A 26,830-nucleotide genomic window follows, 5' to 3' on the forward strand; every position below is an offset into this window, starting at 1 on the left:
TTTGTCTTTCTAGCCGTGCAGTTTCGGGTCGGGTCCCGCGCCGCGTTCATCGATCTGGAGACCGCGCTCGAATCGTTTGAGGTCGAAATTTTCGATCATCTTGTGGGGCCGGTCGTTGGCAATGAGATCGGCCAGATACCACCCTGATGCCGGGCTGGCCTTAAAGCCCCCATAGTTCCATCCGGCGTTCAGGTAGAGATTGTCGAGCGGCGTCTTGCAGATGAAATGCGAGCCGTCCATTGACATGTCCATCACCCCCGACCAGTGGCGCAACAGCCTGACCCGGCCAAGGCAGGGCAGCACCGACATCGCGGCTTCGGCCACGTCCTGCACCATCGGCAGGTTGCCGCGTTGGGCGTAGGATTTATACCAGTCCAGATCGCCGCCAAAGACCATCCCGCCCTTGTCAGATTGCGAGATGTAGAAATGCGCGCCGCCGACGCCAAAAACCACGACCTGATCTAGAAGCGGCTTGAGCGGTTCTGACACAAAAGCCTGCAGCTTATGGGATTCGATCGGCAACCGGCCCAGCCCCGCCATCTGCCAAAGCCGCGAAGTATTGCCCGCCACCGCGAACGCGACCTTTCCGGCGGTGATCTTGCCGCGCGAGGTTTCAAGCGCGGTCACCTTACCGCCGTCGCGGATAACGCCCGTCACCGCGCAGTTCTGGATGATGTCTACACCCCGGCTGTCCGCCGCCCTTGCATAGCCCCAGGCCACCGCATCATGGCGCGCAGTGCCAGCGCGTTTCTGCACGGCGGCCCCCATGATCGGAAACCGGGCGTCGGGGGCATAGTTGAGGTGCGGTACAGTTTTCTTTAGTTGATCCAGCCCCCAGATTTCGGCATCGGGCGCACCGGTGCGGCGCATGGTGTTGTAGTTGCGCGAGGCTGCGTCAATCGCCGCCGGGCTGTGCAACAATGCGATATGTGAACGCTGGCTGAACATCACGTTGTAATTCAGCTCGTGGCTCAGGTTTTCCCAGAGTTTCAGCGAATGTTCATAGAATTCCCGGTTGCCGGGCCGACCATAGTTTGATCGCACGATCGTGGTATTGCGCCCGGCATTGCCGCCGCCCAGCCAACCCTTTTCCAGCACGGCGATATTCTTCATACCGTGGTTCTTGGACAGGTAATAGGCCGTGGCCAGCCCGTGCAACCCGCCGCCTACGACTATCACATCGTAATGTGACTTCGGTTCCGGGTCGCGCCACTGACGGGTCCAGCCCTTCTGGCCGGTCATACCCTGCCAGAAGACATTCCATGCGGTGAAACGGGTCATGTCAACTCGGGGACCTTTAAATCGCTGATCTCGCGCAGATGCTTGCCCGGGTGCTTGAAAATCTGTCCGTAGCCTTCCAGCTGATCCATGATCCCCGCGCGCCGCAGGCAGCTCCACATCTGCGCCTGATTGGAGGTTACAACCGGCTTGCCCGTCGCCTGCTCGATTTCTTCTACCGCTTCCAGCGTACGGACACCGCCACAGCTTAGGAAAATGACATCCGCATCCGGGTGGTCGATCTCAAGCGCGAATTTTTTCCAATAGGCGGGCGTGACCAAACCCATATCCCAGCCGCTGGCGATATTGAGGCCCTGAATATCAAGTACATCGAACCCGCGCTTCACCAGAAATTCCGCCTCGGCAGTGTTGATCTCATCTAGATAGGGGGTTCCGACGACAAGCTTTTTCGCCCCCAGTTCGTGCAACGCATCCAGCACGCCCTGTACAAGGCACATCGGCTGCGCCCAGGGCGCGCCTTTCCTGATCTCGGCCATGACGCGGTCTTCACCGATCACGATGGACCCGGAGGTGCAGCTATAACTGACAACGTCCGGCCTGGCCTCGGGCTGAATGCGGCTGGCGGCATCAGCCATATGATCGATATGGCGCGACAGGGTTTCGTTGGTGGTGTGATCGTCTGTCTTCAGGCGGGTGACGTAAACAGCGACACCTTCCGGCGCCATATCGTTGAAATCGCTCTCGGCGGACGGATCGGTGGACATCAGGATGAAGCCCAGTTTCGCACGGTGATGGCGGCCCGCATCCATCTCGGGGGTGCGAGGGGTGGACTGAACGGTTTGACCGGGTTGAAACATCAGAGAATAACCTCCTCAACGGATTTAGGATGATGGGTGAGCGGCTCCCAGCCGTCTTCGGTGATGATGAAACTGTCGCCGACCTGTGCCCGGAACGTCTCGACCGAGACCGAGCCATCCACCGCCAGAACCATACCCGGCTGAATGATGGTCGTGTCGCCGGTTACCAGTTGCGGCGCCTCAAGGAAGCTGAAGCCTGTCGCACGACCACAGCGGAACGGGTATTCATAGTCCGCGCCCTGAATGACCTCGGCATATTCGGCGTGAATGCTTTCGGCGGTGACGCCGGGCCTGAGCGCCGCCAACGCGGCCTTCTGGCTGGCCACCGCAACCTCGTAGACGGCGACCTGATCATCGGGCGCGTCACCAATCCAGAAGGTGCGGTCAAAGCCCAGCTTGAACCGGTGAAAGTTGGTCATCCCGCAAAAGCACAGGAACACCGGATCGCCCGCGCGCATGACCCGTGTCGAGGCGCGGTGATGGGTTTTGATGATATCGCTGCCCGAGGCCATGATTTGCAGGAAATGGGTATTGGGCGACATATCGGCATCATCGTAATGAGTTGCCAGCAGCTCTGCCGCCTTGCGTGTACCGGCCTGAGACGTGGCAATCGCGACCTCGAATTCAGGCACGCCGTCACCAATCGCCGCCCGGCCCGCCTTCATCATCGATGTCGCGACCTCACCGGCATGGCGGGCAAGCTGCAATTCCTGCGCCGATTTGATCATCCGCATGTCGTTCAGGATCGGCGTGGCGCTGGTCAGCCTGTCGGCGTCCACCAGATCATTGACATAAGCCCGCACAGGCGGCGGCATGTGACCCGGTTCAATCGCAACCCGTGCGACCCCCTTTACCGCCGCCGGCAATTCTTCGCGCCACTCGTTGCCCATCCCGTCATTCCATGCCGCGATCCGGTCAACCTGCGCTGCCGCCTCCGCCGAGTTCAGATCAATCGTCGGTGTGATCAGCAGCGTGTCGCCATCCTTCGGCACCACCAGAATGGTCGGGCGGCCAAATTCCATATGCAGATAGTCATAGTAGCCGGTCAGGTAATAGACGTTGTCATCATCGGTGATCAGCGCCACATCAATGCCGCTCTCGGCAAGTTTCGACTGAAAGCGGCTCAACCTTTCACGAAACATCCACGATCCCCTCTCCATGACATTTCAGAGGCGTTGAGGCCGCGCCACACCGCACCCGAATTATTGCCCGCAGGTTAATGCCAATAACAGCCGTTTCAAAGTGACATTTGATATCGCATCATGATAACCGGTTGTTATGAAAAAATTTCGCAACACCCTGCCGCCGCTGGACTATCTTCTGTTTTTCGAAGCGGTTGCACGTCATGGCAATTTCACCCGCGCGGCGGAAGAGCTGAACGTGTCTCAGGCGGCGGTCAGCAAACGCGTCAAATCGCTGGAAATGCGGCTCGGGCTTGATCTTGTGAGCCGCAATGGTCGTGCAGTCAGCCTGACCCGTAATGGCCAGAAACTGGCACTGAGCACCTCCGAAGCGCTCGATTTCCTGAGTTCAAGTGTGACACAGATCAAACAAGCCAACCCAGAAGGGCTTTCGCTGGCGGCGAATGTATCGATCTCACAGTTCTGGCTCACGCCGCGTATCAATGAATATCTGATCGGACGCAATGCGGTACCGATCACGCTGACCGCCTCGGACCGGGATGCGGACCTTTTAGGATCCGAGAATGACGTGATAATATATTACAGCACAGACATTCCTAAAGGTTGGGATGGCACGGTGCTGTTCGAAGAGGTCTGGCTGCCGGTCGCCATGCCGGATCTGGTGGCGGGGATACGCGATATCACCTCACTCACCCTGTTAGATTTCGAAAAACTGACGCCCAAATGGTTCAACTGGCGCGACTATATCGCGCAAACCGACCATGCCGGTTTTGCGGCGGCCGAGCGGGTGATTTTAGGCTCCTATGGCAGTTCGCTTGATGCGGCGCTACGCGGCAAGGGAGTTGCCCTGGGATGTCCCGATGTCCTGCACCATGAGATCGAGGCGAAACGGCTAGCGCCATTGAACGACTATCAGATCAATACTGGACGCAATTATTTCGTGGTCTGGAAACCGGGGCACATGACGCCACGGATCCGCGATCTGCTCAAAGAGATAGATATCCGGATTTGATGCAACGGTCGTCAGGCACCTATGCTGTCGTCTGCATTGCTTACCCCTTGGCGTCGTCCCCGGGCTTGTCCGGGTCGGCTTGCCCCACACCTTTGAAGATAAACTTGAACGGTATTGCCCAAAGGAAGCCCAGCACCACGTAGACCAGCAATTCAACCCAGATCGGCGGGCGGTCGAGCATGTTCACCACGCTCACCGCCACCACCACATAGACCGGTAGACCAATCAGCAGAATGATCAACGCCCAACGGCGGCGGGCTTTGTAGCTGAGCGCCATCGCGTCAATCCGCGAACGGGTCGGTGACAAGGATGGTGTCTTCGCGTTCGGGGCTGGTTGAGACCATGGCGACCGGGCAGTCGATCAGTTCTTCAACCCGGCGGACATATTTGATCGCGTTGGCGGGCAGCTCGGCCCAGCTACGCGCGCCTTCGGTCGATTCGGACCAGCCGGGCAGTTCTTCGTAGACCGGCGTGCAGCGCGCCTGTTGGTCAGCGGCGGTGGGCAGGTAATCCAGCCGCTTGCCGTCGAGATCATAGCCGACACAGACCTTCAGCACATCGAACCCGTCCAGAACATCCAGCTTGGTCAGCGCGATCCCGTTGACACCGCTCGTGGCACAGGTCTGGCGCAGCAGGCAGGCATCAAACCAGCCACAGCGGCGTTTGCGCCCGGTGGTGACGCCAAATTCGTGGCCACGACGGCCCAGACGCTCGCCATCATCATCCAGCAGTTCAGTCGGGAACGGGCCTTCGCCGACGCGGGTGGTATAGGCCTTGACGATGCCCAGCACATAATCGACCGCGCCGGGGCCAACGCCAACGCCGGTCGCGGCCTGTCCGGCAATCACATTCGATGAGGTGACAAAGGGATAGGTGCCAAAATCAATATCCAGCAGCGCGCCCTGAGCGCCCTCAAACAGGATACGTTTGCCGGATTTTCTCTTTTCTTTCAGAACTTTCCAGACCGGGGCGGCATATTCGAGAACCTTGGGCGCGATTTCTTTTAGCTGGGCGATCAGCGCGTCGCGGTCGACCGGTTCGATCCCCAGCCCCTTGCGCAGCGGATCATGATGCTGCAGGGCGCGGTCGACGCGGGCGATCAGCGTCGCCTCATCCGCCAGATCGGCCACCCGAATCGAGCGGCGACCGACCTTGTCCTCGTAGGCCGGGCCGATGCCACGGCCGGTGGTGCCGATCTTGGTACCTTTGCTGGCGGCCTCTTCGCGGGCGCGGTCAAGTTCACCGTGGATAGGCAGGATGAGCGGTGTGTTCTCGGCCACCATCAGGGTTTCGGGGGTGATGCTGACACCCTGTGCGCGGACGGTTTCGATCTCGTTCACCAGATGCCAGGGGTCAAGCACGACGCCGTTGCCGATGACGCTGAGCTTGCCGCCGCGCACCACGCCCGAGGGCAGCGCATGCAGTTTGTAGACGGTGCCATCGACCACCAGCGTGTGCCCGGCATTGTGACCGCCCTGAAACCGCGCAATCACATCAGCGCGTTCACTCAGCCAGTCAACGATCTTGCCTTTTCCCTCGTCACCCCACTGGGCGCCCACGACGACGACATTTGCCACGGCAGTTCCTCTTCGAATTCCGGATAAACCCGCGCCCGTATACCGGTGCGGCGGCACTTGTGAAACACCTAAATCGCCGGAAGCACTGGACAGCGGTCGGGAGATTTGAACAGTTTGACCTATCGGACAACTAGGAGGCTCAGAATGGGATTCGCGCTTCGCTGGCTGGTAGCGTTTCTGTTGCTGGCCGCAACTTTCAATCCGACCAAGTGGAATTATGTCAGCTGGGCACGGTTAAATTTCGACGACCAGATGTCGATCACCGTGTTTCTGGGGCTGTTGCTGATGGTGGGCTACATCATCTATCTGCGTGCTACACTGCGGTCGATCGGAGGGTTTGGCATGGGCCTTGTGCTGGCGCTTGTGGCGGCATTGCTGTGGGTTTTGTTCGATTTTGGCTGGCTTAGCCTGGAAAACCAATCCTTCAATCTATGGCTTGGCATCCTGGCCCTTTCACTGGTGCTGGGCGTTGGCCTGAGCTGGAGCCATGTCCGGCGCAATCTGAGCGGCCAGGCCGATATGGATGATGTCGACGAATGATCGCATCCAGCGGATTCCCGCTAGTACGAAGCCTTTGATCCTCGCATCATAAACAGAAATATAAGCCATTGATTTTACGAAATATACCCGCCTGAAGTCGACTTGGACTTCCTCACCATCACGCTAAATAACGCGTTCGTTATCGATGTTGAGTTAACCGTCATTAAATATCTGCGTTGAATTAACCGTCTGTTTACCACGCTCGGTGAGTTTCGGCGGGCATCGAAATTTGTATGGCTGATTCAATTATGTCCGACGAGATTTTGTTCAAAAATGCTCCCGTCGGTATCGCCCGTGTTGGAACTGACGGGACATTTCTCCAGGTCAATCAGCGGTTTTGCGAAATTCTCGGGCTGTCCGAGGAAACCTTGGTATGTCTGCGGCTTCATCACATCACCCATCCCGGAGACATAGAATCAGCCGCGTTGCATATGAGACGGCTACTCAGCGAAGATCACGGCAGGTTCAACATGGCGAAACGCTTCATCCGGGGCGATGGCAGCATCCTGTGGACCGATCTGAATGTCAGTTTCCTGCAACGGAATGAGCGTCAGGACGCGCACTTTATCGTCGTGATTCAGGACATGACGAAAACCCGCAGCCATATCGACGTGCTTGAGCACAAGCTGCGTCACGATCCGCTCACGCGTATTCGCAACCGCGCCGGGTTCATCGAACACCTCAGCAGAGCGTGCCGCAGGTATCAGCGCAACGGCAGCAGTTTCGCGCTGGCCTATCTGGATTTGGACAATTTCAAAGAGATCAACGATACGTTGGGCCATGTGACCGGTGATATCCTGCTGCGTGAAGTGGCCACTCGCCTGCAGCGCATGATGGAAAATGACGGCACTGTTGCCCGGTTGAGCGGGGACGAATTTGCTGTTGTCCTCACCAACATCACCACGCCCGAGATGCTGAATGCCGCACTCTACCGCCTTCACTCGGTTTTCGGCGCGCCGTTTGAGGCAAATCAAGCGCAGGTCGATATCTCGGCCAGTATCGGATTGGCGCATTGTCCGATGGACGCCCACACTGTTCGCGGGCTCATGCAACATGCCGACAAGACGATGTATGCCCAAAAGAATGCTTCGGCTTCGGATCGGTCCGACGAACCGCAACAGCGGATGGGCGCCATTCAGTAAACGGCTTACGTTGGACAGCAGATCTCTTCAGAGGCTGATACCGGTCACCCGACCGCGCAGCGCATCATCGCCGGGGGCTGCCACAGCACGCGGATCGCACGAAAGGCGTCACCGAAAACACCGCATCGCGGGCATACCGGCCAATATAACGCCCTATCCTGACGGGATAGGTTGCTATTGGCGGGTTGCGGGACGCGTGCGAATTGCATAGATAGCGCCTTGATCCAACCTAGACAGGCCGCATCCCATGGAAAACGTCGTCCTTACCATCCACCTTCTTCTGGCCCTCGCCCTGATCGGCGCGGTGCTGCTGCAACGCTCGGAAGGCGGCGGGCTGGGCATGGGCGGCGGTGGCGGTGGCGCGATCTCGGGTCGGTCGGCCGGAACCGCGCTTGGCAAGCTGACCTGGATTCTGGCGATTGCCTTTATATGCACCTCGATGACGCTGACAATTATCGCCGCCAAAAACGCGGCAGGAAGCTCGGTTCTGGATCGGATCACCGACGCGCCTGCACCGGCAGAGGCCCCGGCGGTAGATCTGGGGGACGACAACCTGCTGCCACCCTCTGCGGACGAAAACGCGCCCCTGACGCCCACCGCGGACTGACCACTATCGCTTGAGGCCCGAAAGGGTTAACGCAACATCATCTTGCGGCCGTCTTGCGCGATTGCTGCGAATCCTATATATGTCGAGTCCCGTGGTGCTGCGGTCTTTTTGACCTGCTCAGGGCCTCATTTTGAGCTGAATATCACGGGAGTAGCCGCGCCTATGGCACGTTTCATTTTCATTACCGGTGGCGTTGTTTCTTCCCTTGGCAAAGGGCTGGCCTCGGCCGCGTTGGGGGCGCTTTTGCAGGCACGGGGATTTTCCGTGCGGCTGCGCAAACTTGACCCTTACCTGAACGTCGATCCCGGCACGATGTCGCCCTTTGAGCATGGCGAAGTGTTCGTGACCGATGACGGCGCCGAAACCGATCTGGACCTGGGCCATTACGAGCGCTTTACCGGGGTGCCCGCGCGGATGACCGACTCGGTCAGTTCTGGCCGCATCTATTCCACCGTGCTGGAACGTGAACGCCGTGGCGATTATCTGGGCAAAACCATTCAGGTGGTGCCGCATGTCACCAACGAGATCAAGGAATTCATCTCAATCGGCGAGGATGAGGTTGATTTCATGCTGTGTGAAATCGGCGGCACCGTGGGCGATATCGAGGGCCTGCCGTTCTTCGAGGCCATTCGCCAGTTCAGCCACGACAAGCCACGCGGCGAATGCATTTTCATGCACCTGACGCTGCTGCCGTATCTGGCCGCCAGCGGAGAGCTGAAAACCAAACCCACGCAGCACAGCGTCAAAGAACTGCAATCCATCGGTATCGCGCCGGACATTCTGGTGTGCCGGTCCGAACAGCCCATTCCTGACAAGGAACGCGAAAAAATCGCACTGTTTTGTAACGTACGTAAAGAGGCTGTCGTGGCCGCCTATGATCTGGCGTCGATCTACGAGGCACCGCTGGCCTATCATCGCGAAGGGCTGGATCAGGCGGTGCTGGACGCCTTCAACATCTCACCCGCGCCACAGCCCAATCTGAGCGTCTGGCAGGATGTCTATGACCGCATCCACACCACCGATGGTCAGGTCAATGTGGCCATCGTCGGCAAATACACCCAGCTTGAAGACGCCTATAAGTCGATCAAAGAGGCACTGACTCATGGTGGCATGGCCAACCGGGTGAAGGTCAATGTCGAGTGGGTCGATGCTGAGATTTTTGACACCCAGGACCCTGCCCCGCATCTTGAAGGTTTCCACGCCATCCTCGTGCCCGGCGGCTTTGGCGAGCGGGGCACCGAAGGCAAGATCAAGGCCGCCGAATTCGCCCGCACCCACAAGATCCCCTATCTGGGCATCTGTCTGGGCATGCAGATGGCGGTGATCGAGGCCGCGCGCAACGTCGCTGATCTGCCCGATGCCGGATCCGAGGAATTTGACCATGAGGCCGGAGAAAAACGTTTTACACCCGTGGTTTATCACCTCAAGGAATGGGTACAAGGCAATGAAAAAGTCAAGCGCAAGGTTAGCGACGACAAGGGGGGCACCATGCGCTTGGGCGCCTATAACGCCACGCTGACCGAAGGGTCAAAAGTGGCCGAAGTCTACGGCACCACCGCGATTGATGAACGCCACCGCCACCGCTACGAGGTTGACACCAAATACCGCAAGGCACTGGAAAAACAGGGGCTGCAATTTTCCGGCATGTCACCGGATGGTCGCTTGCCCGAGATCGTGGAGTGGAAGGATCATCCGTGGTTCATCGGCGTGCAGTTCCACCCCGAGTTGAAATCGAAACCGTTCGAGCCGCACCCGCTTTTCGCCGATTTCATCCGCGCGGCGGTCGAGACCTCGCGTCTGGTCTAAGAACGCCGCTCAAAACTACAATGCAGCACCCGCTGAGACCTTTATGGTAAATGGATGCAAATCCAAACCAGAGAGCTTGCCGGAAACAATGTTTCCAGATTTCTGGCACACGCATTTTCTCGGATAGGCCTTAGAGCGCCATGCGAGAATTCGTTCCTCCTGGCAAACCCATCAGTGGCAACTTTGCAGACGAAATGGACGTTCGCTGTCGGTACAAAATGAACGATGTTTTCCCAAAAATTCAGTGAATTAGCGTGGACAGATGAAAGTGTGTTAAAAGTTCCATGCCTACGGCAAAAGTGAATGGTAAATTCATGAATTAATATTGGCCACACATTTGGGGGGAAACGTGATGGACGCAATTGGCAAATTTTTTCTAGCTCGTCCGTCTTGGTTATTCGCTCTAGTCGCGAGTGCGTTAGTGGCACTGCCCATTGCAATCTGGCTCGATCTCAAAAGTCTTTCGGACCAGAATATGCTGCGGCAGGCAACAAGTCTGAACAACATTATTACAAGCGTGAGATCCTACTACGCTCAAAATGTTGTCGGTCGGGTTCTGGCGGCTGACGGACAAACCAAATTGCTGCACAACTACGAAGAAGTCGTTGGAGCAATCCCAATCCCGGCAACACTTTCCATCGAGCTGGGAGATGCGATTGGAAACTCCGAAGGTGACGTGAAATATCGTTTTGTTTCGGATTTTCCTTTCAAAAGCAGACCGCGCCACCGGCTTGACCAATTTGAAACAATGGCTCTGGAGAGATTTAGGTCCAATTTTGGTGCTGATGTGCTGGTACAAACGACGGGTAAATTATGGGACCAGACAATCACGCTTGCGACCCCTGTCATCATGTCCGGCGCCTGCGTTTCTTGCCATAACACCCATGTTGAAAGTGCGAAATCCGACTGGAAAGTGGGTGACGTCAGGGGCCTACAATCCGTTACGATACGGCAACCCATCGCTTTGAACATTTGGACGTTCAAATGGGTGCTCGCTTACTTGGCCGTGGCAGGCACGATGGGTATGTTATTTGCGATAGTGCAGTATAGGCTTGCTGGAAAATTTTCCCTATTGAATGACGAACTGGCCGCAAATAACTCGTTTCTTGCCGATGTTTCCGCAAAAATATCAAAGTACCTTTCACCACAAATATACAAGTCGATATTCTCTGGCGAAAAGGACGCGTCAATTTCGACGGAGCGGAAGAAATTGACTGTGTTTTTCTCAGACATCAAGGATTTCACAGCAACAACTGAGCGACTGCAACCGGAAGAATTGACAGATTTATTGAACAATTATTTTACCGAAATGGCAAAGATCGCCGAGGCGCACGGTGCGACGGTCGACAAGTTTATTGGTGACGCAATTGTGGCCTTTTTTGGCGACCCGGAAACCAAGGGAACGGGTGAAGACGCCCGAGCGTGCGTGCGCATGGCATTGGATATGCAACGTCGATTGCAGGAGCTGGAAAAAACCTGGCACGAAAAAGGCTTGGAGCACCCGTTCCGCGCTCGCATGGGGATAAATACCGGCTATTGTAATGTCGGGAATTTCGGATCAACAGATAGGATGGATTACACGATAATTGGTGCCGAAGCTAACTTAGCAGCTCGACTGGAAAGCATCGCTGAGCCCGGTGGAATTGTGCTCAGTTATGAAACCTACGCGCATGTGAGGGACATCGTCAGCGCAACACAATTAGAGCCAGTTTCTTTCAAAGGCATTGCTCGCGAGGTGATGCCTTATCAAATCATATCTGAACACTCCGCACCGTGCATCGGCGCAATCCAAGAAAGCCGCGACGGGAATCAATTGACGGTTGACCTGCAGATTTTGGACGAGAACACCCGTAGAAAGCTGCGCGAGGCAATACAAAGGTTAGTACGCGACGCAAACTCGACCGCGAGCTAGTGATTTGATCCATAGCAGGTCGAACCAAGTCGAGACGGGAAGAAGTTATCAATAGTAAGTCACTGTAAATCTTTTTCCAGGCGGTAACGAGCTTCGTCTGGACAAATTCTTTACTGCCTTTTCGACATCGTTTTAGAGCAACCACTTTCGGATCAAAACGGTCTTTGAACACAGTTCACAGACACAAACGGAGCGTGTTTTATTCCCTGGGTGATGACGAAACTCGATCGATTTATGATGATCGTGTTGCCAACGACTGGCCCTTCGCAGGTTCAGGTTCGTCCTCGATCACGCGTTTCGTGGCCAGGTCGATGGCCGGGCTGAGGATATCGTAGAGCAGGCTGTGGTTCTTTTTCTGTTCTTCCGGCACCTCGATGCGCAACGTGTTCTTCAAGAGCGGCTCTAGAATGTCTGCGTCCAACTGCCAGCGCCCTGAACGCCCTTCGGCATCGTCTTCGGCCTGATAGGCAAGCCATTTATTGATACGTTTGTGATCAGCCAGCATATTGTTGGGGTCAACCAGGTAGAACCCGCTATTGATCCGCAGGCAGATATTATCGAGAAGCCGGACAATCCCGCGATATCCTTCGGGTACGTCCCGCTTGGGCATGTAGTTGAACCGTTCAGGCTCACCGTTCAGAAATGCAGCCAGTGCCGTGCCCAGATCGACACATTTCTGCGCCATAACCCAGCCCAGCACAGTTTCAGGATGCTGGTACCAGTCGTAGCAGCGGGCAAGCGCGCAAAGCTGGCCAGCACTCCCCTGCCGGGCCATCGCCAAATGCTCTTCTGCACTGCCCAACACCCAATCGAAATCCTCGAAATCCTGCATTGCCTGTCTCTGAACCTGTACCATCTCCGCTCTCCGTTACAGCCTGATCCATCATCGGGTACATTCTTGGGTTGAAATGTGACGCTCGCGTGGCGATCCGGCATTGATCGCAGATTCGGCGGAAACCTGCCGTTTCCAGATCGTGAAAAGACCAACATGAAGAGCAAAAAAACCGATGCATGACTTTTAGTTATTTTATTTAATAACAAATGGATACAATCATACCCTGAAGCTCGTTCCAGCTTATATCCAAAACGCGAATTGCCCACACGGGTCACGGCCGAAGCAGGCGCTATCACCGCTCGCTATGATGGCGAGCCCCAACACAAATCCGTCCGGAACCCGTACCAGCACCGGAAAGAGTTTCGGGCGATAAAAATCGCTTGGCCAGAGTACCAAACCCATGCTTAATCTGCGCCTATGCTGTCACGTATCCTCAACGCCTTTTCCACCCCCACACCCGAACCTCTGCCCGAGCCGGATCAGAAGCTGGCCCTTGGCGCATTGATGGTACGCGTGGCGAAATCTGATGATCACTATCAATTCGAGGAAATCAGCCGTATCGACCGGTTGTTGACTCGCCTGTTTGGGCTAAACCCGGTCGAGGCGGCCAAAACCCGCGCCATTTGCGAAAAGCTGGAACGCGAGGCCCCGGAGACCGAGCATTTTGCCCATGTCATTCGCTCTTCCACCACCTTTCAGGCACGAGTCGAGGCGCTTGAGGCGATGTGGGAGGTTTTATTGGCGGATGGCGAGCATCACGAAGCCGAAGAAACGGTGATCGAGGCCACGCGTATAGCCCTGGGGCTGAGCGATTCTGACAGTGCCACAGCCCGCGCCACGGCCGAGGGTTTATGAGCATGCCAGGGCCTGTTCACAAGCCCTAGACCTTTCCAACGACAGACCTATAGTCAGACCTCATGTTCTCTTCTCTGCTCAAGCACCTCATCCAACCTGAACCGAAACGACTGAGCGAGGTGGATGCCCGCGTGGCCCTGTCGGCCCTGCTGGTCCGTGTGGCGCGCAGTGACGGGGATTATGCGACTGAAGAGAAAGACCGCATAGACCGGATCATTGCCGATCGCTACAGCCTGTCGCCTTTCGAAGCAACGGCGCTGCGCGGGCGTGCCGAAGCGCTTGAAAACGAAGCCCCCGATACGGTTGTCTTTACCGAAGCGATCAAGCAGGCGGTTGATTATGATCATCGTCTGGCAGTGGTCGAAGCGCTGTGGAAAGTGGCCCTGGCGGACGGGGAGCGTGACGCGCAGGAAGATGCGCTTTTGCGGCTTGTCTCAAAGTTTCTGGGCGTTAGCGACATGGACAGTGCGCGGGCGCGGCAACGGGTGGCGGGCACGGGCTAACACTGGCGGGAAAGAAGACAATGGCCCCTCTTAGCGATCTCTACGGCAATGCCCTGACCACCAGCAGCGCCCGCGCGGCCGAGGATTATTCAACCGGCCTGCATCGCCTTTTAGCCGCACAATGCGATATGGTTGCCCCGTTTGAGGACGCTATCGCCGCCGATCCGCAATTTGCTCTGGCCCATGCGGGACACGCCCGCGCGTTGCAAAACGTTAATGATGCCACGGGCGCCCGTGCCGCGATCAAGACCGCAAGCGCCCTGTCCGAGGGCTGCACGGAGCGCGAACAAAGCCACATCCATTGCCTTGGCCTGTTGATCACCGGCAAGACCGCGGACGCCTATGCCGCGATCCGGTCACATGTCGAGAGCTATCCACGCGATGCCATGGTGGCGCAGACCTGCAGCTCGATCTTCGGGCTGATCGGGTTTTCCGGCCAGCCGGGTCGCGAGGCCGAGATGCTGGCCTTTAACGCCGCCCTTCTACCGCATTACGGCGAGGATGACTGGTGGTGCCTCAGCCAGTATGCCTTTGCACTTTGTGAAACCGGCAATCTGACCAAAGCCGGCCGGGCGATCGACCGGTCGCTGGCGCTGAACCCGGATAACGCCAACGGCGCGCATATCCGCTCGCATATCTGGTATGAGGCCGGCGAGACCAAGACCGGCACCGATTATCTGACCCATTGGCTATCGGGCTACGACCGTCGCGGCATGATGCACGGGCATCTGTCGTGGCATGTGGCGCTGTGGTCGCTCGAACAGGGCGATACAGCGCAGATGTGGCAGATCGTCGATGCCGACGTCGCCCCCGGTTCCGCGCTTGGCCTGCCGATCAACGTGCTGACCGATACCGCCTCGATCCTGTTTCGGGCCGAAGTGGCGGGAGAAACGGTCGCCCCCGAGCGTTGGCACCAGATCAGTGCCTATGCCAGCCGGTTCTATCCCAAATGCAGCAACGCTTTTATCGACATGCATGCAGCCCTGGCCCACGCCATGGCCGGACAATCCGAACCTCTGCACGAGATCATCCACAACCCCGCCGGACCGGCTGCTGATCTGGTGCCCGACGTGGCGCGCGCCTGCCAGCATATCGCGGCACAGGAGTGGGCTGCGGCCGCGCATCATCTGACGTGCTGCATGGCTGATCATGCCCGCATCGGCGGCAGCCGCGCGCAGCGCGATTTACTGGAACACGCTTTGCTGACCTGTTTGCTCAAACAGGGGCAATCACAGGAGGCGCGCCAGATACTGGCGCTGCGACGGCCCCTGCTGGCCGCGTCGAGCCCGTGGCGCGGTCTGGCGGACGTAAAGGCGTAGCCATCTACCCAGGATCAGAGGAAACAGGTCTGAGAAAGTCTGCTGACGTGTCAGGGCTGAGGCCGGACAGGCAGCGACATCCTTTTCCCGGCGAAGGACGTTTTTCGCAGGTTGAACTGCTTTGATCCGCCATATTGCATTGACGGGCATTAGCGCTTCAAACCCGTTTCTGCTTGAATACACTGCGTGTTGAGGGGTCAAGAAATGACGAAACAGGTTCGCGTTGCGGTTATCGGCGGCGGCGTTGTCGGGGTCAGCGTGCTTTATCATCTGGCAAAACTGGGCTGGAGCGATTGCTGCCTGCTGGAGCGCACGCAACTGACCGCCGGGTCGACCTGGCATGCGGCGGGGCTGTTGCCATTCTATTACCCGAACCAGACGATGAGCCTGATCAACAGGCACTCGATGGATCTTTACGCGCGACTGGAAAAAGAAACCGGTCAGCCGTCGGGCTTTCATCAATGCGGGCAGCTGCGTCTGGCAACCAGCAATGACCGTCTGGATGAATATCGCGCCTATCTGAGCTTTGCCCGCGCCTTCAGGATCGAATGTGATCTGATCACCCGGGAAGAGGCGCAAAAGCTGTGGCCCTTGGCCAGTCTGGATGGCGTGATCGCCGCACTTTATCACCCGGCCGATGGGCATATCGCCCCGGCCGACCTGACTCAGGCGATGGCAATCTCGGCCCGGAGTATGGGCGCGAAAATCCATCTGGAAACCGAAGTGACGGCGATGGCGCAGACGCCCTCTGGGGAGTGGCGGATCACCACGACAAAGGGCGATTTTCTGGCCGAACATGTGGTCACCGCCACCGGCAATTATGCCCACCAGACCGGTGCCATGGTGGGACTGAACGTGCCTTCAATCCCGGTGATGCACCAGTATGTGGTGACAGAAAGCATCAGGGAATTCGAGGATTACAACAAGGCGGGCCTGCCTGAAATGCCGGTTCTGCGCGACGACAAAACCCGGTTCTACCTGCGGCAGGAAAACGATGGGCTGATCCTCGGCCCCTATGAACCCAACCCACAAAGCTGGGCGATCAACGGCGTGCCCGAGGGCTTTGGCGCCGAGTTAATGACGCCAGACTACGATATCCTCGAGCCGTTCATTGAGGGCACCATTGGGCGTGTCGCCTCGTTCGGGAAGGCCGGGATCAAGACCGTGGTGAACGGCCCCATTGCCCATACGCCTGACGCCTATCCGCTGGTCGGTCCCGCGCCGGGGCTGCGCAATTACTGGCTGGCCGAGGGCATGGTGGCGGGCATCTGCTATGGCGGCGGCGTGGGCCGGTACCTGGCCGAATGGATCACCGAAGGCGCGCCGACGATCGACATGTGGTCGGTCGATCCGCGCCGCTTCAATACCCATGCGGGCAAGATCCACACCCATATAAAAAACGAGGAAACTTACGGGCATATCTTCGACATCCACTATCCCAATCTGGAAATGCCCGCCGCGCGCCCGGGCAAGACCAGTCCGTGTTATGACCGGCTGACCGCTGCCGGTGCGGTCTGGGGCGTGGCTGGCGGGTGGGAGCGCGCGCGGTGGTTTGACGTCGACGGCTTCAACGCGCCTGAAACCCTCACCTTCCGTCGTTCGAATTCCTTCGAAGTGATTGGCGAGGAATGCCGCGCCATCCGCGAGGGCCTAGGGCTGATCGACTTCACCAGCTTCGCCAAATGGGAGGTCACTGGCCCGGGCGCGTTGGCGTTCCTGAACCGTGCGCTTGCCAACACCATGCCCACGCGCGATGGCCGCGTGACGCTGGCCCATGCACTTGATGAAAACGGGCGTTTCCGTGCCGAATACACCGTCGCGCGGCTGGCCGGGAACCGGTTTTACCTCTGCGGTCCGGCGTTTTCGGAAATGCATGACGAGGATGTTCTGCGCAGCCGGCTGCGACCCGAGGATGACGCCACCATCACCAATATCAGCATGGGCTGGGGCTGTTTCACCGTCGTCGGGCCGAAATCTCGTGAATTGCTGACGCGCATTGTTGATGGACCGATGGACAATGACAGCTTCAAATGGTTCGACGTGCAGGAGCGCGAGGTCGGCTGGGCCCCCGGCGTGCGCGTCATTCGGGTCAATTACTGTGGCGAGCTGGGCTGGGAACTGCACCACCCGATCGCGTATCAGCACCACATCCTTGATCAGCTTGAACGGTTTGGGGCCGACCTGGGCTTGCGTCATGTGGGCTTCCGCGCCCTCGACAGCCTGCGGATGGAAAAATCATATCGTGCGGTGACACAGGAACTAACCAGCCAGAATACTTTGAGCGAGGTCGGTCTTGGCCGCTTCATCGGCAAGGGCAAGACCGGGTTCATTGGCGCAGAGGCGGTTGCGGCGAATGCCGGGAACGAAACCGTTCGACTAGTCACACTTGAGGTCAACTGCGAAGAAGGCAAAGTTGAACCTGCGATGAACCAGGCGGTGCGCACCGGGGAAGACGTGATTGCTCTGACCACCTCGGGCGCTTACGGCCACTATCTGGGTAAGCATCTGGCAATGGCCATCATTCCAGCGGACTATGCCGCTGAGGGAACGAAACTGACCGTCGAAATCCTCGGTACGCGCTATGAGGCGGTTGTCATCCCGGACAGCCCGCACGACCCTGAAAACCTCCGCCCCCGCGCGTAGGGGGCACATCCAGCCATTTCATAACTGGTTAGAGTAGCTCTTGATCAATGCTAAATGCTGGCTTGATGACAACTCAAACATCCCTCCAAAACGGAATGACCCGGCGTCAATTCGGCAGCTAACTTGGCAATGCATCCGTTTTGCAAGTTGCATTATGCCAAAAATTCGGCCCTATTAACGACCTGACATTATAGAAACCTTCAGGATCGCCCCTTGACAGAACAGACGCCCGTCATCGAAATTCGCAATCTGCACAAAGCCTATGGCGCGCTTGAAGTGATCAAAGGCGTCGATATCACCGCCCACAAAGGCGACGTTGTTTCGTTGATCGGCTCATCCGGTTCTGGCAAATCCACCATCCTGCGCTGTGCCAACCTGCTGGAAGAAAGTCAGCAGGGCGACATCCTTTTCAAGGGCGAGCCGGTCAAATGGCGGGGCGAAGGGCTGAACCGGCATCCGGCGGACCAGAAACAGGTTCTTCGGATACGCACCAACCTGTCGATGATCTTTCAACAGTTCAACCTCTGGGCCCATATGACCATCCTGCAAAACGTGATGGAAGCACCCGTCACGGTGCTGGGCCGCGACCGTGCAGATGTCGAAGACAAGGCCCGCCATTATCTTGACAAGGTCGGCATCGGCGACAAATGCGATGTCTACCCCGCGCAGCTTTCCGGCGGCCAGCAACAGCGCGCGGCCATCGCGCGCGGCCTGTGCATGGAGCCCGAGGCGCTGCTTTTCGACGAACCGACCAGCGCGCTCGACCCCGAGCTTGAGCAGGAGGTCGTCAAGGTGATCAAGGATCTGGCCACCGAAGGGCGCACCATGATGATCGTCACCCATGATATGAAAATGGCCGCTGATGTCTCGGACCACGTCGTGTTCCTGCATCAGGGGTTGATCGAGGAAGAGGGTGCGCCGGACACGTTGTTTGGTGCGCCGAAATCGGAGCGGCTGCAGCAATTCCTCAGCTCGACCATGGCCGCTTGAGGATATAATAAAGTTTCTGAGTAAAAGGGAGAAAACTCATGAAAAAACTGGTACTTGCAACGGCGGCACTGGCGCTTTCGGCCGGTCTGGCCTGGTCGGCCGCGCACGAGAAAACCATTCGCATGGGCACCGAGGGCGCTTACCCTCCGTGGAACTTCATCAATGACGCCGGCGAAGTGGACGGTTTTGAGCGCGAGTTGGGCGACGAGCTGTGCAAACGCGCCGAGCTGACCTGTGAATGGGTCACCAATGAGTGGGACAGCATTATCCCCAACCTCGTCTCTGGCAACTACGATGTAATCATCGCGGGCATGTCGATCACAGACGAGCGCGATGAAGTCATTGATTTCACACAAAACTACACACAGCCTGACCCAACCCTGTATGTGGCGTTGTCAATGGATGCCGATGTCGAGGGTGGCGTGATCGCAGCCCAGACTGGCACGATCCAGGCTGCACATATCGCGGAAAGCAACGCAACTCTGGTAGAGTTTGCCACGCCTGAAGAAACCATCGCAGCCGTGCGCAATGGTGAAGCGGATGCGGTATTTGCCGATGGCTCCTTCCTATTGCCCATCGCAGACGAAGATGACACGCTGATGGTGCTCGACCAGAAAGTCCTGTTGGGCGGCGGTGTTGGCATGGGCGTGCGCGAAAGCGACGGTGAACTGCGGGCCACATTCGATGCAGCCATTCAGTCGATGAAAGACGATGGCTCGCTGAACGAGCTGATCACCAAGTGGGAAATCGGCGAAACCTTCTGATCTAACAAGGATCTGGCGGGGCCCCTTTCGGCCCCGCCGTTTTACTCATGTTTTCATATTGCGCCGACCCCTCCACGCTATCGGGCCTGACATGGCTCAGCTGCTACCTCACCACGGGCAAGCATATGGCGTTCTACCTGTCCTTTGGGACGGTGCTTTTGCTGTTGGCCATTACCGCGCCCACGGCCCTCTTTTTTGGCTATCTTGGCGCCACGGCGGCGCGTTCGGTGGTCGCACCCATCCGCTGGATCGGCAAAACCTATATCGCGATTGTCCGCGGCGTGCCCGACATAGCGTTTTTCCTGTTTTTCGTGATTGCACTGGATCAGGCCATTGAATGGTCGCGCCACAAAATTCTATGTCCAGAATGGGCGGAATCCGTGCGCCAGGGAAATGATTTTGTGGTTTGCGATGCGGCCAAGATGCCGCTTGGCAACGCCCCACAATGGATACACGAGACCTACGGGTTTTTCCTGGCCGTCTTCACCTTCGCCATCGTCTTCGGTGCCTTCGCCGCCAACGTCCTTTTTGGTGCCATGCGCGCCGTGCCGCGCGCCCAGATGGAAACCGCCGAGGCCTATGGCATGAGCCGGAGGCAGGCATTCCGCCGGATCATGGTACCTCAGATGTGGGTTTATGCCCTGCCCGGCCTGGGTAATCTCTGGATGGTGCTGATCAAGGCCACGCCGCTGCTTTTTCTCTTGGGGGTCGAGGATATCGTCTATTGGGCGCGTGAAATGGGCGGGTCCAAAACGACAAAATTCACCGACTACCCGCACGGGGACTGGCGCATGTGGTATTTCCTTGCGCTTCTGGTTTTCTACCTGGCCTTTACCCGTGTGTCGGAAATCTTTCTTGAGCGCACCATGACCCGGCTGACCAAGGGCCAGGCCACCACCGGTGGCGAAGCCCAGAGAAAGGCCGCAGCATGATTTTCGCGCGTTCCGGGGGCATCACATGAGCTGCTGGCAGACAATACAGGATTACGGGTTGCGCGCCGTCGGCATTGGTGAGCGGCTGCTGCCAAAAGAGGATTTCACCCTTTGCCAGCAGTTCACGCTGATCGGCTCGGGCATGATCTGGAACATCTATTTCGGCGTGCTGGCGCTGCTGGCGGGGTTCTTCTTTGCCACCGCGCTGGCACTTGGCAAGGGTTCGCGCAACATCTGGCTGCGCAAATCATCGGAATGGTTCATCTTCCTCTTTCGTGGCTCGCCTCTGTTCGTACAATTCTTCTTTGGGTACTTCCTGTTTCTCAGCCTCAAACAGGTCTTCCCGATTTTCACCCCCTTTACCGCTGCCTGGCTCGGCGCGCTGGTGGTGCTGTTTCTGAACACCTCTGCCTATACCGGCGAGATCTTTTATGGCGCACTACGATCGATCCCCAAGGGTGATGTCGAATCCGCTGATGCCTATGGTTTTTCTGGCTGGCCCCGGTTCAAGAAAATCGTGTGGCCGACCATGCTACGACTAGCCTGGCCCGCCTATACCAATGAGGCGATTTTCCTGTTTCATGCCACCGCGCTGGTCTTTTTCTCGGGCTTTCCGGCCTGGCAGCAACGAGGTGATGCGCTTTATTACGCGAATTACTTTGCCGACAAGACGTTCAACCCGTTTGTCCCCTACCCGATCCTTGCGGGCTATTTCATCGTGTTGACCGTCGTGGTGATCAGCGTCTTCGGTCTGGCCAACCGCCGCCTCAACCGGCATTTGCCGCAGGAAGCGCGCAAAAAACTCAAGCTGAAAGTGAACGTGATCCGCTAACCACGTGAAGCCGCGCATCGACTGCGCGCGTTGACGCTGGCAGGTCACCCCGCCTCGACGATCAGCAGACAGGCCCCGAGCACTTTTCGCGTGTCATCAAACACGGTCGGTTTCTCCCCAATCCAACGCGAATAAAGGCGGCATTCCTGCGGCTGGTTCGTTTCGTAATTGCTGATCGCCAGGCGCACTTCGGATGCGACATTCCCGATCCTGGTATGAAAGTTCCCGTGAAACGTATCGCGGTGCAGCGCCTCCATGCGAAGATGAAAAAGGGAACTCCGCGAGCGTGGAGAAATCTGCATCTCCGCCACTGCCCGCTCGATGGTGGCGTCCCAGATGGATAAGGCTTTGCGAAACAACCCGCTTGCCTTTCCGCCCCGCCCCGCCGCTCGCATCAAGATACCCATGTTGACCAGCACCGTCGCACGACGCGGGTCGGTCTGTGCGAAACACAGTCGGGCGACCCAGGATGCTCTGCGGAAACAGGTCGCAGCCTGACCTTTGTCGCCATCCTTCCAGGCGATATTGCCAGCCACCATCAATTCTTCCCAGAGGATATCCGACCGGCGCCATCCCGCCGCCAAGGCAACGCGCGCCTGCGGCGTGCTGAAATCAGACCCCCAGATACGCGGCGCGAACATGGTCGTTGTCATGTAGCTCATTCGCAGGTCCCTCCAGCGCCATATTCCCCGTCTCCAGCACATAGGCATGATCGGCCAGTTCCAGCGCCAGTTCAGCATTCTGTTCGACCAGTACGACCGACAGGCCTTGTGCATTGATCTCTTCAATGATCACGGCGATTTCTTCGACGATGACCGGCGCAAGGCCCATCGACGGCTCATCCATCAGCAAAAGCTTGGGCGCGGACATCAGGGCGCGGCCAATCGCTAGCATCTGCTGTTCGCCCCCCGACATGGTCTTAGCCATCTGGCGGCGGCGCTCTTTCAGGCGCGGGAAACGGGTGAACACGCCCTCAAGATCGTTTTCAACCGCCGGCTTGTCGCGGCGTAAAAACGCGCCGGTGCGCAGGTTCTCCTCGACCGTCATATCGGGGAAAATCCGACGACCTTCGGGGACATGGGCGATGCCCTTGGCGACCACCTTGTCGCTGCTCAACCCATCCACGCGGGCACCGTTGAAGTGGATTTCACCACCCGCAAGCGGCACCATACCCGACATGGCGCGCAGCGTGGTGGTCTTGCCCGCCCCATTGCCGCCGATGATGGTGACGATTCCCCCCTCGGGCACGCTGATCGAAATATCCCGCACAGCCGAGACCTTGCCATAATTGACGCTCGCGCCTTTCATCTCAAGCAACATGGCGCGCGCCTCCCAGATAGGCCTCGATCACAGCCGGGTGCTTGCGGATTTCCTCGGGGCCGCCTTCAGCGAGGAATTTACCGAAACTCATGCAGGTGATCGTGTCACACAGCCCCATGATCGCCTGCATGTCATGTTCGACAATCAGGATGGTGATGCCATCGTCACGCAGCTTGCGCATCAGGTCCATCATCTGGCGGGTCTCTTCCGGATTCATGCCGGTAAAGGGCTCATCCAGCAGCATGACATCGGGATGGCTGGCATAGGCCACCGCCATCCCCAATGCGCGCTGATGGCCGTGACTCAGATCGCCCGCCAGATCGCTTTTCAGGTGATCCAGCCCGAAGAATTCCAGCGCCTCGCCAGCCCGCGCCTCGGCCCCACGCCGGTCTTCACGGTCCCAGCCGACGATGGCGGCGAAGATGTTGGGGCGGAACGGCATATGCGTGCCGACCAGCGCGTTCTGCATCACGGTGAGTTCCGCAAAGAGCGTCGAGTGCTGGAAGGTCCGCACCACGCCGCGCCTCGCGACCTCGTGCATCTTGAGGCCCGAAATATCCTCGCCACGCAGTCGCACCTGACCTTCAGTGGGTTTATAGAAACCGGAGATCATGTTGAACGTGGTGGTTTTGCCCGCGCCGTTGGGCCCGATCAGCCCGTGGATTTCACCATGCTCGACCTTGAAACTCAGGCCATCCACCGCCGTCAGCCCGCCAAAGCGCATGGTCAGCTTGTCCACTTCCAGAAACGTGGTCATGTCTTGGCCTCCTGCCCCTTGGCACCCTCGGGCACACGGCGACTAAAGAGCCTCTGCACCACGCTTTCCAGTCCCTTGGGCATGAACAGGATCGACAGGATCATGATCGCGCCATAAATGAGCGGGCGCATCTGCTCGAACCCCATTTCGCGCAGCACGATCTCGTTCAGGATGGTCAGCACGACACAACCCAGAATGGGCCCGTAGAAGGTGCCCGTACCGCCGACAATCGCCCATGTGAGGACAAACACCATCACCTCGACATCAAAGGAATTCGGGTTGATCGTGCCCACGTAATGCGCCAGCAGCGCGCCGCTGATGCCCGCAAACCCGCTGGCAATCGCAAAGGCCAGCGTGCGGTAGGCGCGCAGGTTCACGCCCGACGCCTCGGCCAACTTGTCCTGCCAGTGCACCGCGTGAAAGGTCAGACCGACCGGGCTGCGCTCGATCCGCCAGAGCACCCAGAGGCACAAGGCCACTACCGCGCCCGACAGGTAATAGTAGCTGACGGGCTCGAAGAAATCGAAATCATAGATGCCGATGGAAAAATCCGGCATCGGGTCGATCCCCTTGATCCCCTTGGGCCCGCCAAACGGGTCGCGGAAACGCTTCCACAGCAAGCGGATGATCTCTCCGGCGGCGAAGGATCCGATCAGGAAGTAGAACCCTTTCATCCGGAAAAGCGGAAACGACAAAGCCACCGCCAACAGCGCCGCCGTGATCCCGCCCATCAGGATACCGAAGGGCACGTAAACCCCCCATTCCTTGGTGAAAAGCGCGCTGGCGTAGGCCCCCACTCCCATGATCACCACATGCCCCAAAGACCATTCGCCCGTGAGTGTCAGCAACCGGTAGGACGACACCAGCAAAATATTGATGGTCAGGAACACCAGAATTTCCTGCTGCGAGAAGCTTAGGCCATGTGGCAGGGCGATCAGCGCCGCACATGCCATGAGAAAGATCAGGAGATTACGCACGATCCGCACTCCCGAACAATCCGGTGGGTTTGACGATCAGCACCAGCAGCATCAGCGACAGCCCGACGATATCGGCGATCACCCCGTCCCAGAACGTGGTCACGAACGTGTGCACGAAAGCATAGGCGACCGAGGCGACGATCGCCCCCTCAAGCGACCCAACCCCGCCGACGATGATCACGATAAAGGCAGTCACGATCACCGAATGGCCCATATGCGGATTGACCGACACCAAAGGTGCGGTCAGCGCCCCCGCGATCCCCGCCAGACCCGCGCCGATGAACATCGCGATCCGCGCGGTCTGGTTGATCGAGATCCCTTGCAACGCCGCCGCCTCCGGATCCTGCGCCGCCGCCCGCAGGGCCCAGCCGAAGCGGGTTTTCTTCAGAAATATCCATAAGGCCGACAACAGAACCACCGCCGCGATGATCACGAACAGGCGCGCCAGCGGCAGCCGCACCCGGTCCGAAAACTCGATCACATGCTGGGTCACGGGCGGGATATGCTCCATCCGCACGCCAAAGCCCATCACCGCCAGCGATTGCAGGATCATCAGAAACCCGATCGAAGCGACCAGCCCTCCCAGCGGGTTGTCGCGCAGCGGCCGGAACAGCGCCCGTTCCATCGCCAGCCCTAGGCAGCCGACAAAGATCATGCCCACCGCGATGGCCAGAAAGAACGGCATCTGGAAATCAGTGTAAAGCAGCACGACCGCATAGGCCCCGGCCATGTAGAGCTCGCCATGGGCGAAATTCACCACGCCCATCACGCCGAAGATCAGCACAAGGCCCACCGCGATCAGGGAAATGTAAGAAGCGGCATAGACGGCATTCAGGCCGGTCTGCGCAAGGAGGTCCAGCATCATTCGATCTCGATTTGTTGGAGAACGGGGCGGTACGGGATGCTGCACCGCCCCGGTTTAGGGAGGTGCGTCAGCCGCGTTGATCCCACATCTGGTCATAGGCCTTCATGTGCTTGACCAGCAGATCGCCATGCTTGTCATACCAGGCCGGGATGTTGCGGAACTCCTTGATCGTGGCCTTGCCGTTCTCGATCGCGACCACCGGCCAGTCGCCAACCAGGGCGTTGTCGATGCCAAAAAGCTCTGTACCCCACCAATCCGCGTCGCCAAAGGCGTGCTTGCCCTTGCCATCCTTCATCGCGGCAATCACGGCGTCGGGCTCGGCTGACCCGGCTTTTTCGGCAGCAGCCTTCCAAAGATCCATGATTGACGCATATTCCCAGCTCACCGCGCCCCATTGACCGGGGAAGCGCTTGTTGAACTCGAAATAGAAGCCGTTGGGGTCGTCGAAATTAATGTTGTCGGCATTCAGCGCCATGTCGTCGAAATCCGGGAACTGGAAGACGAAACCTTCCATGAACTCTTCCGAGGTTTTCTCGATCATCTGGTCGTAGAAATCCGCGGTGCAGCTGATGATCTGACCCTTGTAACCTTGCTGAAACAGCTGTTCGGCGATCGGGTGCACGTAATCGGAATAGCAGGTATCCAGGCAGACGATATCCGGATTACCCGAAATGAGCTTGGTCACCACCGGTGCGAAATCTGTTGTCGCCGGGTCAAAGAGCAGCGGATCGTCGAGCATCTCGATCCCCGCCGCTTCGAACGCCGCGAGGTATGTCGCGACCGAAGGCAGGCCCAACGCGTCGTCCTGCGCGCACATCACAGCGGTCTTGAGGTCGGGCTTGTTCTCGGCCAGCCATTCGACGCCGGTGACGTTGTAGATCGGATGCACCTCGGCGGGCGCAATCAGCGTCGTGGTGTCGGGACTGAGGTCCGAGGGCAAAAGCGTCGAGAATAGCATGCCGGTCTTGTCTGCCACCGGCTGTACGCCGGGCCAGGTATCGCCGCCCAGCATCATGATGAAACTTACGCCATCCTCTCGGATCAGCTTGGTCGCCCCGGTCCGGGCCTTGGCCGGATCATATTCGTTGTCGTAGCCCACGAACTCGACCATGTAGTCGCCGTCCGAAAGCTTGATGCCTCCTGCGGCATTCACCCGCTCGGCCCAGATTTCGCACCCGTCGAGCCCCGGCTTGCCCCAGGCCGCCACCGGGCCGGTCAGCGGCGCCAGAAAGCCGATCTTGATTACTTTGTCTGCCGCATGCGCCATTCTGGCCATACCGCTTGTAGCCGCCGCGGCCGCTGTCGATTGCAGGAAGGTCCTGCGCGTCAGGCCTGACTTCACGATCTTGGATAACATTGAATTTCTCCCTTGTTGAATAGCCCGTTTTCCGGGCCCCTTATTTT

General features: G+C 58.1%; 26 protein-coding genes. 14 read left to right on the plus strand and 12 right to left on the minus strand.

Going from position 1 to position 26,830, the window contains the following annotated elements; translation table 11 throughout:
• Positions 1-9 precede the first annotated feature (9 nt).
• From LC334_RS15255 to LC334_RS15265, 3 genes are read right to left on the minus strand one after another with little or no spacing between them, the layout of a single operon-like run.
• On the minus strand, positions 10-1,281 hold the full coding sequence (locus tag LC334_RS15255) for a sarcosine oxidase subunit beta family protein (RefSeq protein ID WP_085801300.1): 1,272 nt from the start codon (positions 1,279-1,281) through the stop codon (positions 10-12).
• The gene (locus tag LC334_RS15260) at positions 1,278-2,096 is read right to left on the minus strand and encodes a maleate cis-trans isomerase family protein (protein ID WP_085801301.1); all 819 of its coding nucleotides are present in this window, start codon (positions 2,094-2,096) and stop codon (positions 1,278-1,280) included. Before LC334_RS15260 ends, LC334_RS15255 begins: the two co-directional genes overlap by 4 nt.
• A complete protein-coding gene (locus LC334_RS15265) occupies positions 2,096-3,238 on the minus strand; it encodes a M24 family metallopeptidase (protein ID WP_085801302.1) in 1,143 nt (380 codons plus the stop codon). Before LC334_RS15265 ends, LC334_RS15260 begins: the two co-directional genes overlap by 1 nt.
• A gap of 136 nt (positions 3,239-3,374) precedes the next feature.
• Here LC334_RS15265 and LC334_RS15270 point away from each other — a divergent pair, with 136 nt between their 5' ends.
• On the plus strand, positions 3,375-4,250 hold the full coding sequence (locus LC334_RS15270) for a LysR family transcriptional regulator (protein ID WP_085801303.1): 876 nt from the start codon (positions 3,375-3,377) through the stop codon (positions 4,248-4,250).
• 40 nt (positions 4,251-4,290) lie between these two features.
• On the opposite strand, the gene LC334_RS15275 is transcribed toward LC334_RS15270, so the two are convergent.
• Both LC334_RS15275 and LC334_RS15280 read right to left on the minus strand, forming a co-directional pair.
• Positions 4,291-4,527 (minus strand): DUF2842 domain-containing protein, encoded by a 237-nt coding sequence (locus LC334_RS15275; protein ID WP_085801304.1) that lies wholly within the window; start codon positions 4,525-4,527, stop codon positions 4,291-4,293.
• Positions 4,528-4,531: 4 nt separating this feature from the next.
• The gene (locus tag LC334_RS15280; RefSeq protein ID WP_085801305.1) at positions 4,532-5,827 is read right to left on the minus strand and encodes an adenylosuccinate synthase; all 1,296 of its coding nucleotides are present in this window, start codon (positions 5,825-5,827) and stop codon (positions 4,532-4,534) included.
• Positions 5,828-5,971: 144 nt separating this feature from the next.
• Between LC334_RS15280 and LC334_RS15285 the strand changes: the two genes are divergently transcribed.
• From LC334_RS15285 to LC334_RS15305, 5 genes are all read left to right on the plus strand, one after another.
• The gene (locus tag LC334_RS15285) at positions 5,972-6,367 is read left to right on the plus strand and encodes a DUF6524 family protein (RefSeq protein ID WP_085801306.1); all 396 of its coding nucleotides are present in this window, start codon (positions 5,972-5,974) and stop codon (positions 6,365-6,367) included.
• Positions 6,368-6,600: 233 nt separating this feature from the next.
• On the plus strand, positions 6,601-7,509 hold the full coding sequence (locus tag LC334_RS15290) for a GGDEF domain-containing protein (protein ID WP_085801307.1): 909 nt from the start codon (positions 6,601-6,603) through the stop codon (positions 7,507-7,509).
• Between the two features lie 247 nt (positions 7,510-7,756).
• Entirely contained in the window at positions 7,757-8,116 is a 360-nt protein-coding gene (gene secG, locus LC334_RS15295; RefSeq protein ID WP_085801308.1) for a preprotein translocase subunit SecG, read from the plus strand.
• A 162-nt stretch (positions 8,117-8,278) separates the two neighbouring features.
• Positions 8,279-9,922 carry a CTP synthase gene (locus LC334_RS15300; protein WP_085801309.1) on the plus strand — a complete coding sequence of 548 codons (1,644 nt, stop codon included), beginning with the start codon at positions 8,279-8,281 and terminating at the stop codon, positions 9,920-9,922.
• Between the two features lie 352 nt (positions 9,923-10,274).
• Positions 10,275-11,834 carry an adenylate/guanylate cyclase domain-containing protein gene (locus LC334_RS15305; RefSeq protein ID WP_085801310.1) on the plus strand — a complete coding sequence of 520 codons (1,560 nt, stop codon included), beginning with the start codon at positions 10,275-10,277 and terminating at the stop codon, positions 11,832-11,834.
• Positions 11,835-12,066: 232 nt separating this feature from the next.
• On the opposite strand, the gene LC334_RS15310 is transcribed toward LC334_RS15305, so the two are convergent.
• Positions 12,067-12,690: a hypothetical protein gene (locus tag LC334_RS15310; RefSeq protein WP_139836447.1), complete on the minus strand. Its 624-nt coding sequence runs from the start codon at positions 12,688-12,690 to the stop codon at positions 12,067-12,069.
• Positions 12,691-13,086: 396 nt separating this feature from the next.
• Here LC334_RS15310 and LC334_RS15315 point away from each other — a divergent pair, with 396 nt between their 5' ends.
• The 8 genes from LC334_RS15315 to LC334_RS15350 all read left to right on the plus strand — a co-directional run bounded on the left by LC334_RS15315 (position 13,087) and on the right by LC334_RS15350 (position 21,507).
• Positions 13,087-13,524, plus strand: coding sequence for a tellurite resistance TerB family protein (locus LC334_RS15315; RefSeq protein WP_085801311.1), 438 nt, complete (start codon positions 13,087-13,089; stop codon positions 13,522-13,524).
• A 62-nt stretch (positions 13,525-13,586) separates the two neighbouring features.
• Positions 13,587-14,027, plus strand: coding sequence for a tellurite resistance TerB family protein (locus LC334_RS15320; protein ID WP_085801312.1), 441 nt, complete (start codon positions 13,587-13,589; stop codon positions 14,025-14,027).
• 20 nt (positions 14,028-14,047) lie between these two features.
• A complete protein-coding gene (locus LC334_RS15325) occupies positions 14,048-15,346 on the plus strand; it encodes a tetratricopeptide repeat protein (RefSeq protein WP_085801313.1) in 1,299 nt (432 codons plus the stop codon).
• Between the two features lie 204 nt (positions 15,347-15,550).
• Entirely contained in the window at positions 15,551-17,989 is a 2,439-nt protein-coding gene (locus tag LC334_RS15330; RefSeq protein WP_085801314.1) for a GcvT family protein, read from the plus strand.
• A gap of 213 nt (positions 17,990-18,202) precedes the next feature.
• Positions 18,203-18,979 (plus strand): ABC transporter ATP-binding protein, encoded by a 777-nt coding sequence (locus LC334_RS15335; RefSeq protein WP_085801315.1) that lies wholly within the window; start codon positions 18,203-18,205, stop codon positions 18,977-18,979.
• Between the two features lie 38 nt (positions 18,980-19,017).
• Positions 19,018-19,743 carry a transporter substrate-binding domain-containing protein gene (locus tag LC334_RS15340; RefSeq protein WP_085801316.1) on the plus strand — a complete coding sequence of 242 codons (726 nt, stop codon included), beginning with the start codon at positions 19,018-19,020 and terminating at the stop codon, positions 19,741-19,743.
• Between the two features lie 47 nt (positions 19,744-19,790).
• Positions 19,791-20,675, plus strand: coding sequence for an ABC transporter permease (locus LC334_RS15345; RefSeq protein WP_085801317.1), 885 nt, complete (start codon positions 19,791-19,793; stop codon positions 20,673-20,675).
• Positions 20,676-20,700: 25 nt separating this feature from the next.
• Positions 20,701-21,507 (plus strand): ABC transporter permease, encoded by an 807-nt coding sequence (locus tag LC334_RS15350; RefSeq protein WP_085801318.1) that lies wholly within the window; start codon positions 20,701-20,703, stop codon positions 21,505-21,507.
• A 44-nt stretch (positions 21,508-21,551) separates the two neighbouring features.
• Here the strand turns inward: LC334_RS15350 and LC334_RS15355 are convergent, their stop codons facing one another.
• The 6 genes from LC334_RS15355 to LC334_RS15380 form a co-directional block, all read right to left on the minus strand.
• Entirely contained in the window at positions 21,552-22,169 is a 618-nt protein-coding gene (locus LC334_RS15355; RefSeq protein ID WP_223413023.1) for a tetratricopeptide repeat protein, read from the minus strand.
• Positions 22,120-22,827 (minus strand): ABC transporter ATP-binding protein, encoded by a 708-nt coding sequence (locus LC334_RS15360; protein WP_085801320.1) that lies wholly within the window; start codon positions 22,825-22,827, stop codon positions 22,120-22,122. The genes LC334_RS15355 and LC334_RS15360 overlap by 50 nt, the downstream gene beginning before the upstream one ends.
• Entirely contained in the window at positions 22,817-23,584 is a 768-nt protein-coding gene (locus tag LC334_RS15365) for an ABC transporter ATP-binding protein (protein ID WP_085801321.1), read from the minus strand. Before LC334_RS15365 ends, LC334_RS15360 begins: the two co-directional genes overlap by 11 nt.
• Positions 23,581-24,561, minus strand: coding sequence for a branched-chain amino acid ABC transporter permease (locus LC334_RS15370; protein WP_223413024.1), 981 nt, complete (start codon positions 24,559-24,561; stop codon positions 23,581-23,583). Before LC334_RS15370 ends, LC334_RS15365 begins: the two co-directional genes overlap by 4 nt.
• Positions 24,554-25,423, minus strand: a complete 870-nt coding sequence (locus LC334_RS15375) for a branched-chain amino acid ABC transporter permease (protein WP_085801376.1) — start codon at positions 25,421-25,423, stop codon at positions 24,554-24,556. The genes LC334_RS15370 and LC334_RS15375 overlap by 8 nt, the downstream gene beginning before the upstream one ends.
• A gap of 70 nt (positions 25,424-25,493) precedes the next feature.
• Complete coding sequence (locus tag LC334_RS15380; protein WP_085801323.1) at positions 25,494-26,783, minus strand: ABC transporter substrate-binding protein; 1,290 nt, start codon at positions 26,781-26,783, stop codon at positions 25,494-25,496.
• Between the last annotated feature and the right edge of the window lie 47 nt (positions 26,784-26,830).

The sequence above is a fragment of the Roseovarius aestuarii genome (genome assembly GCF_019966515.1).
Classification (GTDB): domain Bacteria; phylum Pseudomonadota; class Alphaproteobacteria; order Rhodobacterales; family Rhodobacteraceae; genus Roseovarius; species Roseovarius aestuarii.

Bases quoted from the DNA above. Each gene is read 5' to 3' on its own strand.
- LC334_RS15255 (WP_085801300.1), bottom strand. From the start codon at position 1,281: ATGACCCGTTTCACCGCATGGAATGTCTTCTGGCAGGGTATGACCGGC.
- LC334_RS15260 (WP_085801301.1), bottom strand. From the start codon at position 2,096: ATGTTTCAACCCGGTCAAACCGTTCAGTCCACCCCTCGCACCCCCGAG.
- LC334_RS15265 (WP_085801302.1), bottom strand. From the start codon at position 3,238: ATGTTTCGTGAAAGGTTGAGCCGCTTTCAGTCGAAACTTGCCGAGAGC.
- LC334_RS15270 (WP_085801303.1), top strand. From the start codon at position 3,375: ATGAAAAAATTTCGCAACACCCTGCCGCCGCTGGACTATCTTCTGTTT.
- LC334_RS15275 (WP_085801304.1), bottom strand. From the start codon at position 4,527: ATGGCGCTCAGCTACAAAGCCCGCCGCCGTTGGGCGTTGATCATTCTG.
- LC334_RS15285 (WP_085801306.1), top strand. From the start codon at position 5,972: ATGGGATTCGCGCTTCGCTGGCTGGTAGCGTTTCTGTTGCTGGCCGCA.
- LC334_RS15290 (WP_085801307.1), top strand. From the start codon at position 6,601: ATGGCTGATTCAATTATGTCCGACGAGATTTTGTTCAAAAATGCTCCC.
- secG (WP_085801308.1), top strand. From the start codon at position 7,757: ATGGAAAACGTCGTCCTTACCATCCACCTTCTTCTGGCCCTCGCCCTG.
- LC334_RS15300 (WP_085801309.1), top strand. From the start codon at position 8,279: ATGGCACGTTTCATTTTCATTACCGGTGGCGTTGTTTCTTCCCTTGGC.
- LC334_RS15305 (WP_085801310.1), top strand. From the start codon at position 10,275: ATGGACGCAATTGGCAAATTTTTTCTAGCTCGTCCGTCTTGGTTATTC.
- LC334_RS15310 (WP_139836447.1), bottom strand. From the start codon at position 12,690: ATGGTACAGGTTCAGAGACAGGCAATGCAGGATTTCGAGGATTTCGAT.
- LC334_RS15315 (WP_085801311.1), top strand. From the start codon at position 13,087: ATGCTGTCACGTATCCTCAACGCCTTTTCCACCCCCACACCCGAACCT.
- LC334_RS15320 (WP_085801312.1), top strand. From the start codon at position 13,587: ATGTTCTCTTCTCTGCTCAAGCACCTCATCCAACCTGAACCGAAACGA.
- LC334_RS15325 (WP_085801313.1), top strand. From the start codon at position 14,048: ATGGCCCCTCTTAGCGATCTCTACGGCAATGCCCTGACCACCAGCAGC.
- LC334_RS15330 (WP_085801314.1), top strand. From the start codon at position 15,551: ATGACGAAACAGGTTCGCGTTGCGGTTATCGGCGGCGGCGTTGTCGGG.
- LC334_RS15340 (WP_085801316.1), top strand. From the start codon at position 19,018: ATGAAAAAACTGGTACTTGCAACGGCGGCACTGGCGCTTTCGGCCGGT.
- LC334_RS15345 (WP_085801317.1), top strand. From the start codon at position 19,791: ATGTTTTCATATTGCGCCGACCCCTCCACGCTATCGGGCCTGACATGG.
- LC334_RS15350 (WP_085801318.1), top strand. From the start codon at position 20,701: ATGAGCTGCTGGCAGACAATACAGGATTACGGGTTGCGCGCCGTCGGC.
- LC334_RS15355 (WP_223413023.1), bottom strand. From the start codon at position 22,169: ATGAGCTACATGACAACGACCATGTTCGCGCCGCGTATCTGGGGGTCT.
- LC334_RS15360 (WP_085801320.1), bottom strand. From the start codon at position 22,827: ATGTTGCTTGAGATGAAAGGCGCGAGCGTCAATTATGGCAAGGTCTCG.
- LC334_RS15365 (WP_085801321.1), bottom strand. From the start codon at position 23,584: ATGACCACGTTTCTGGAAGTGGACAAGCTGACCATGCGCTTTGGCGGG.
- LC334_RS15375 (WP_085801376.1), bottom strand. From the start codon at position 25,423: ATGCTGGACCTCCTTGCGCAGACCGGCCTGAATGCCGTCTATGCCGCT.
- LC334_RS15380 (WP_085801323.1), bottom strand. From the start codon at position 26,783: ATGTTATCCAAGATCGTGAAGTCAGGCCTGACGCGCAGGACCTTCCTG.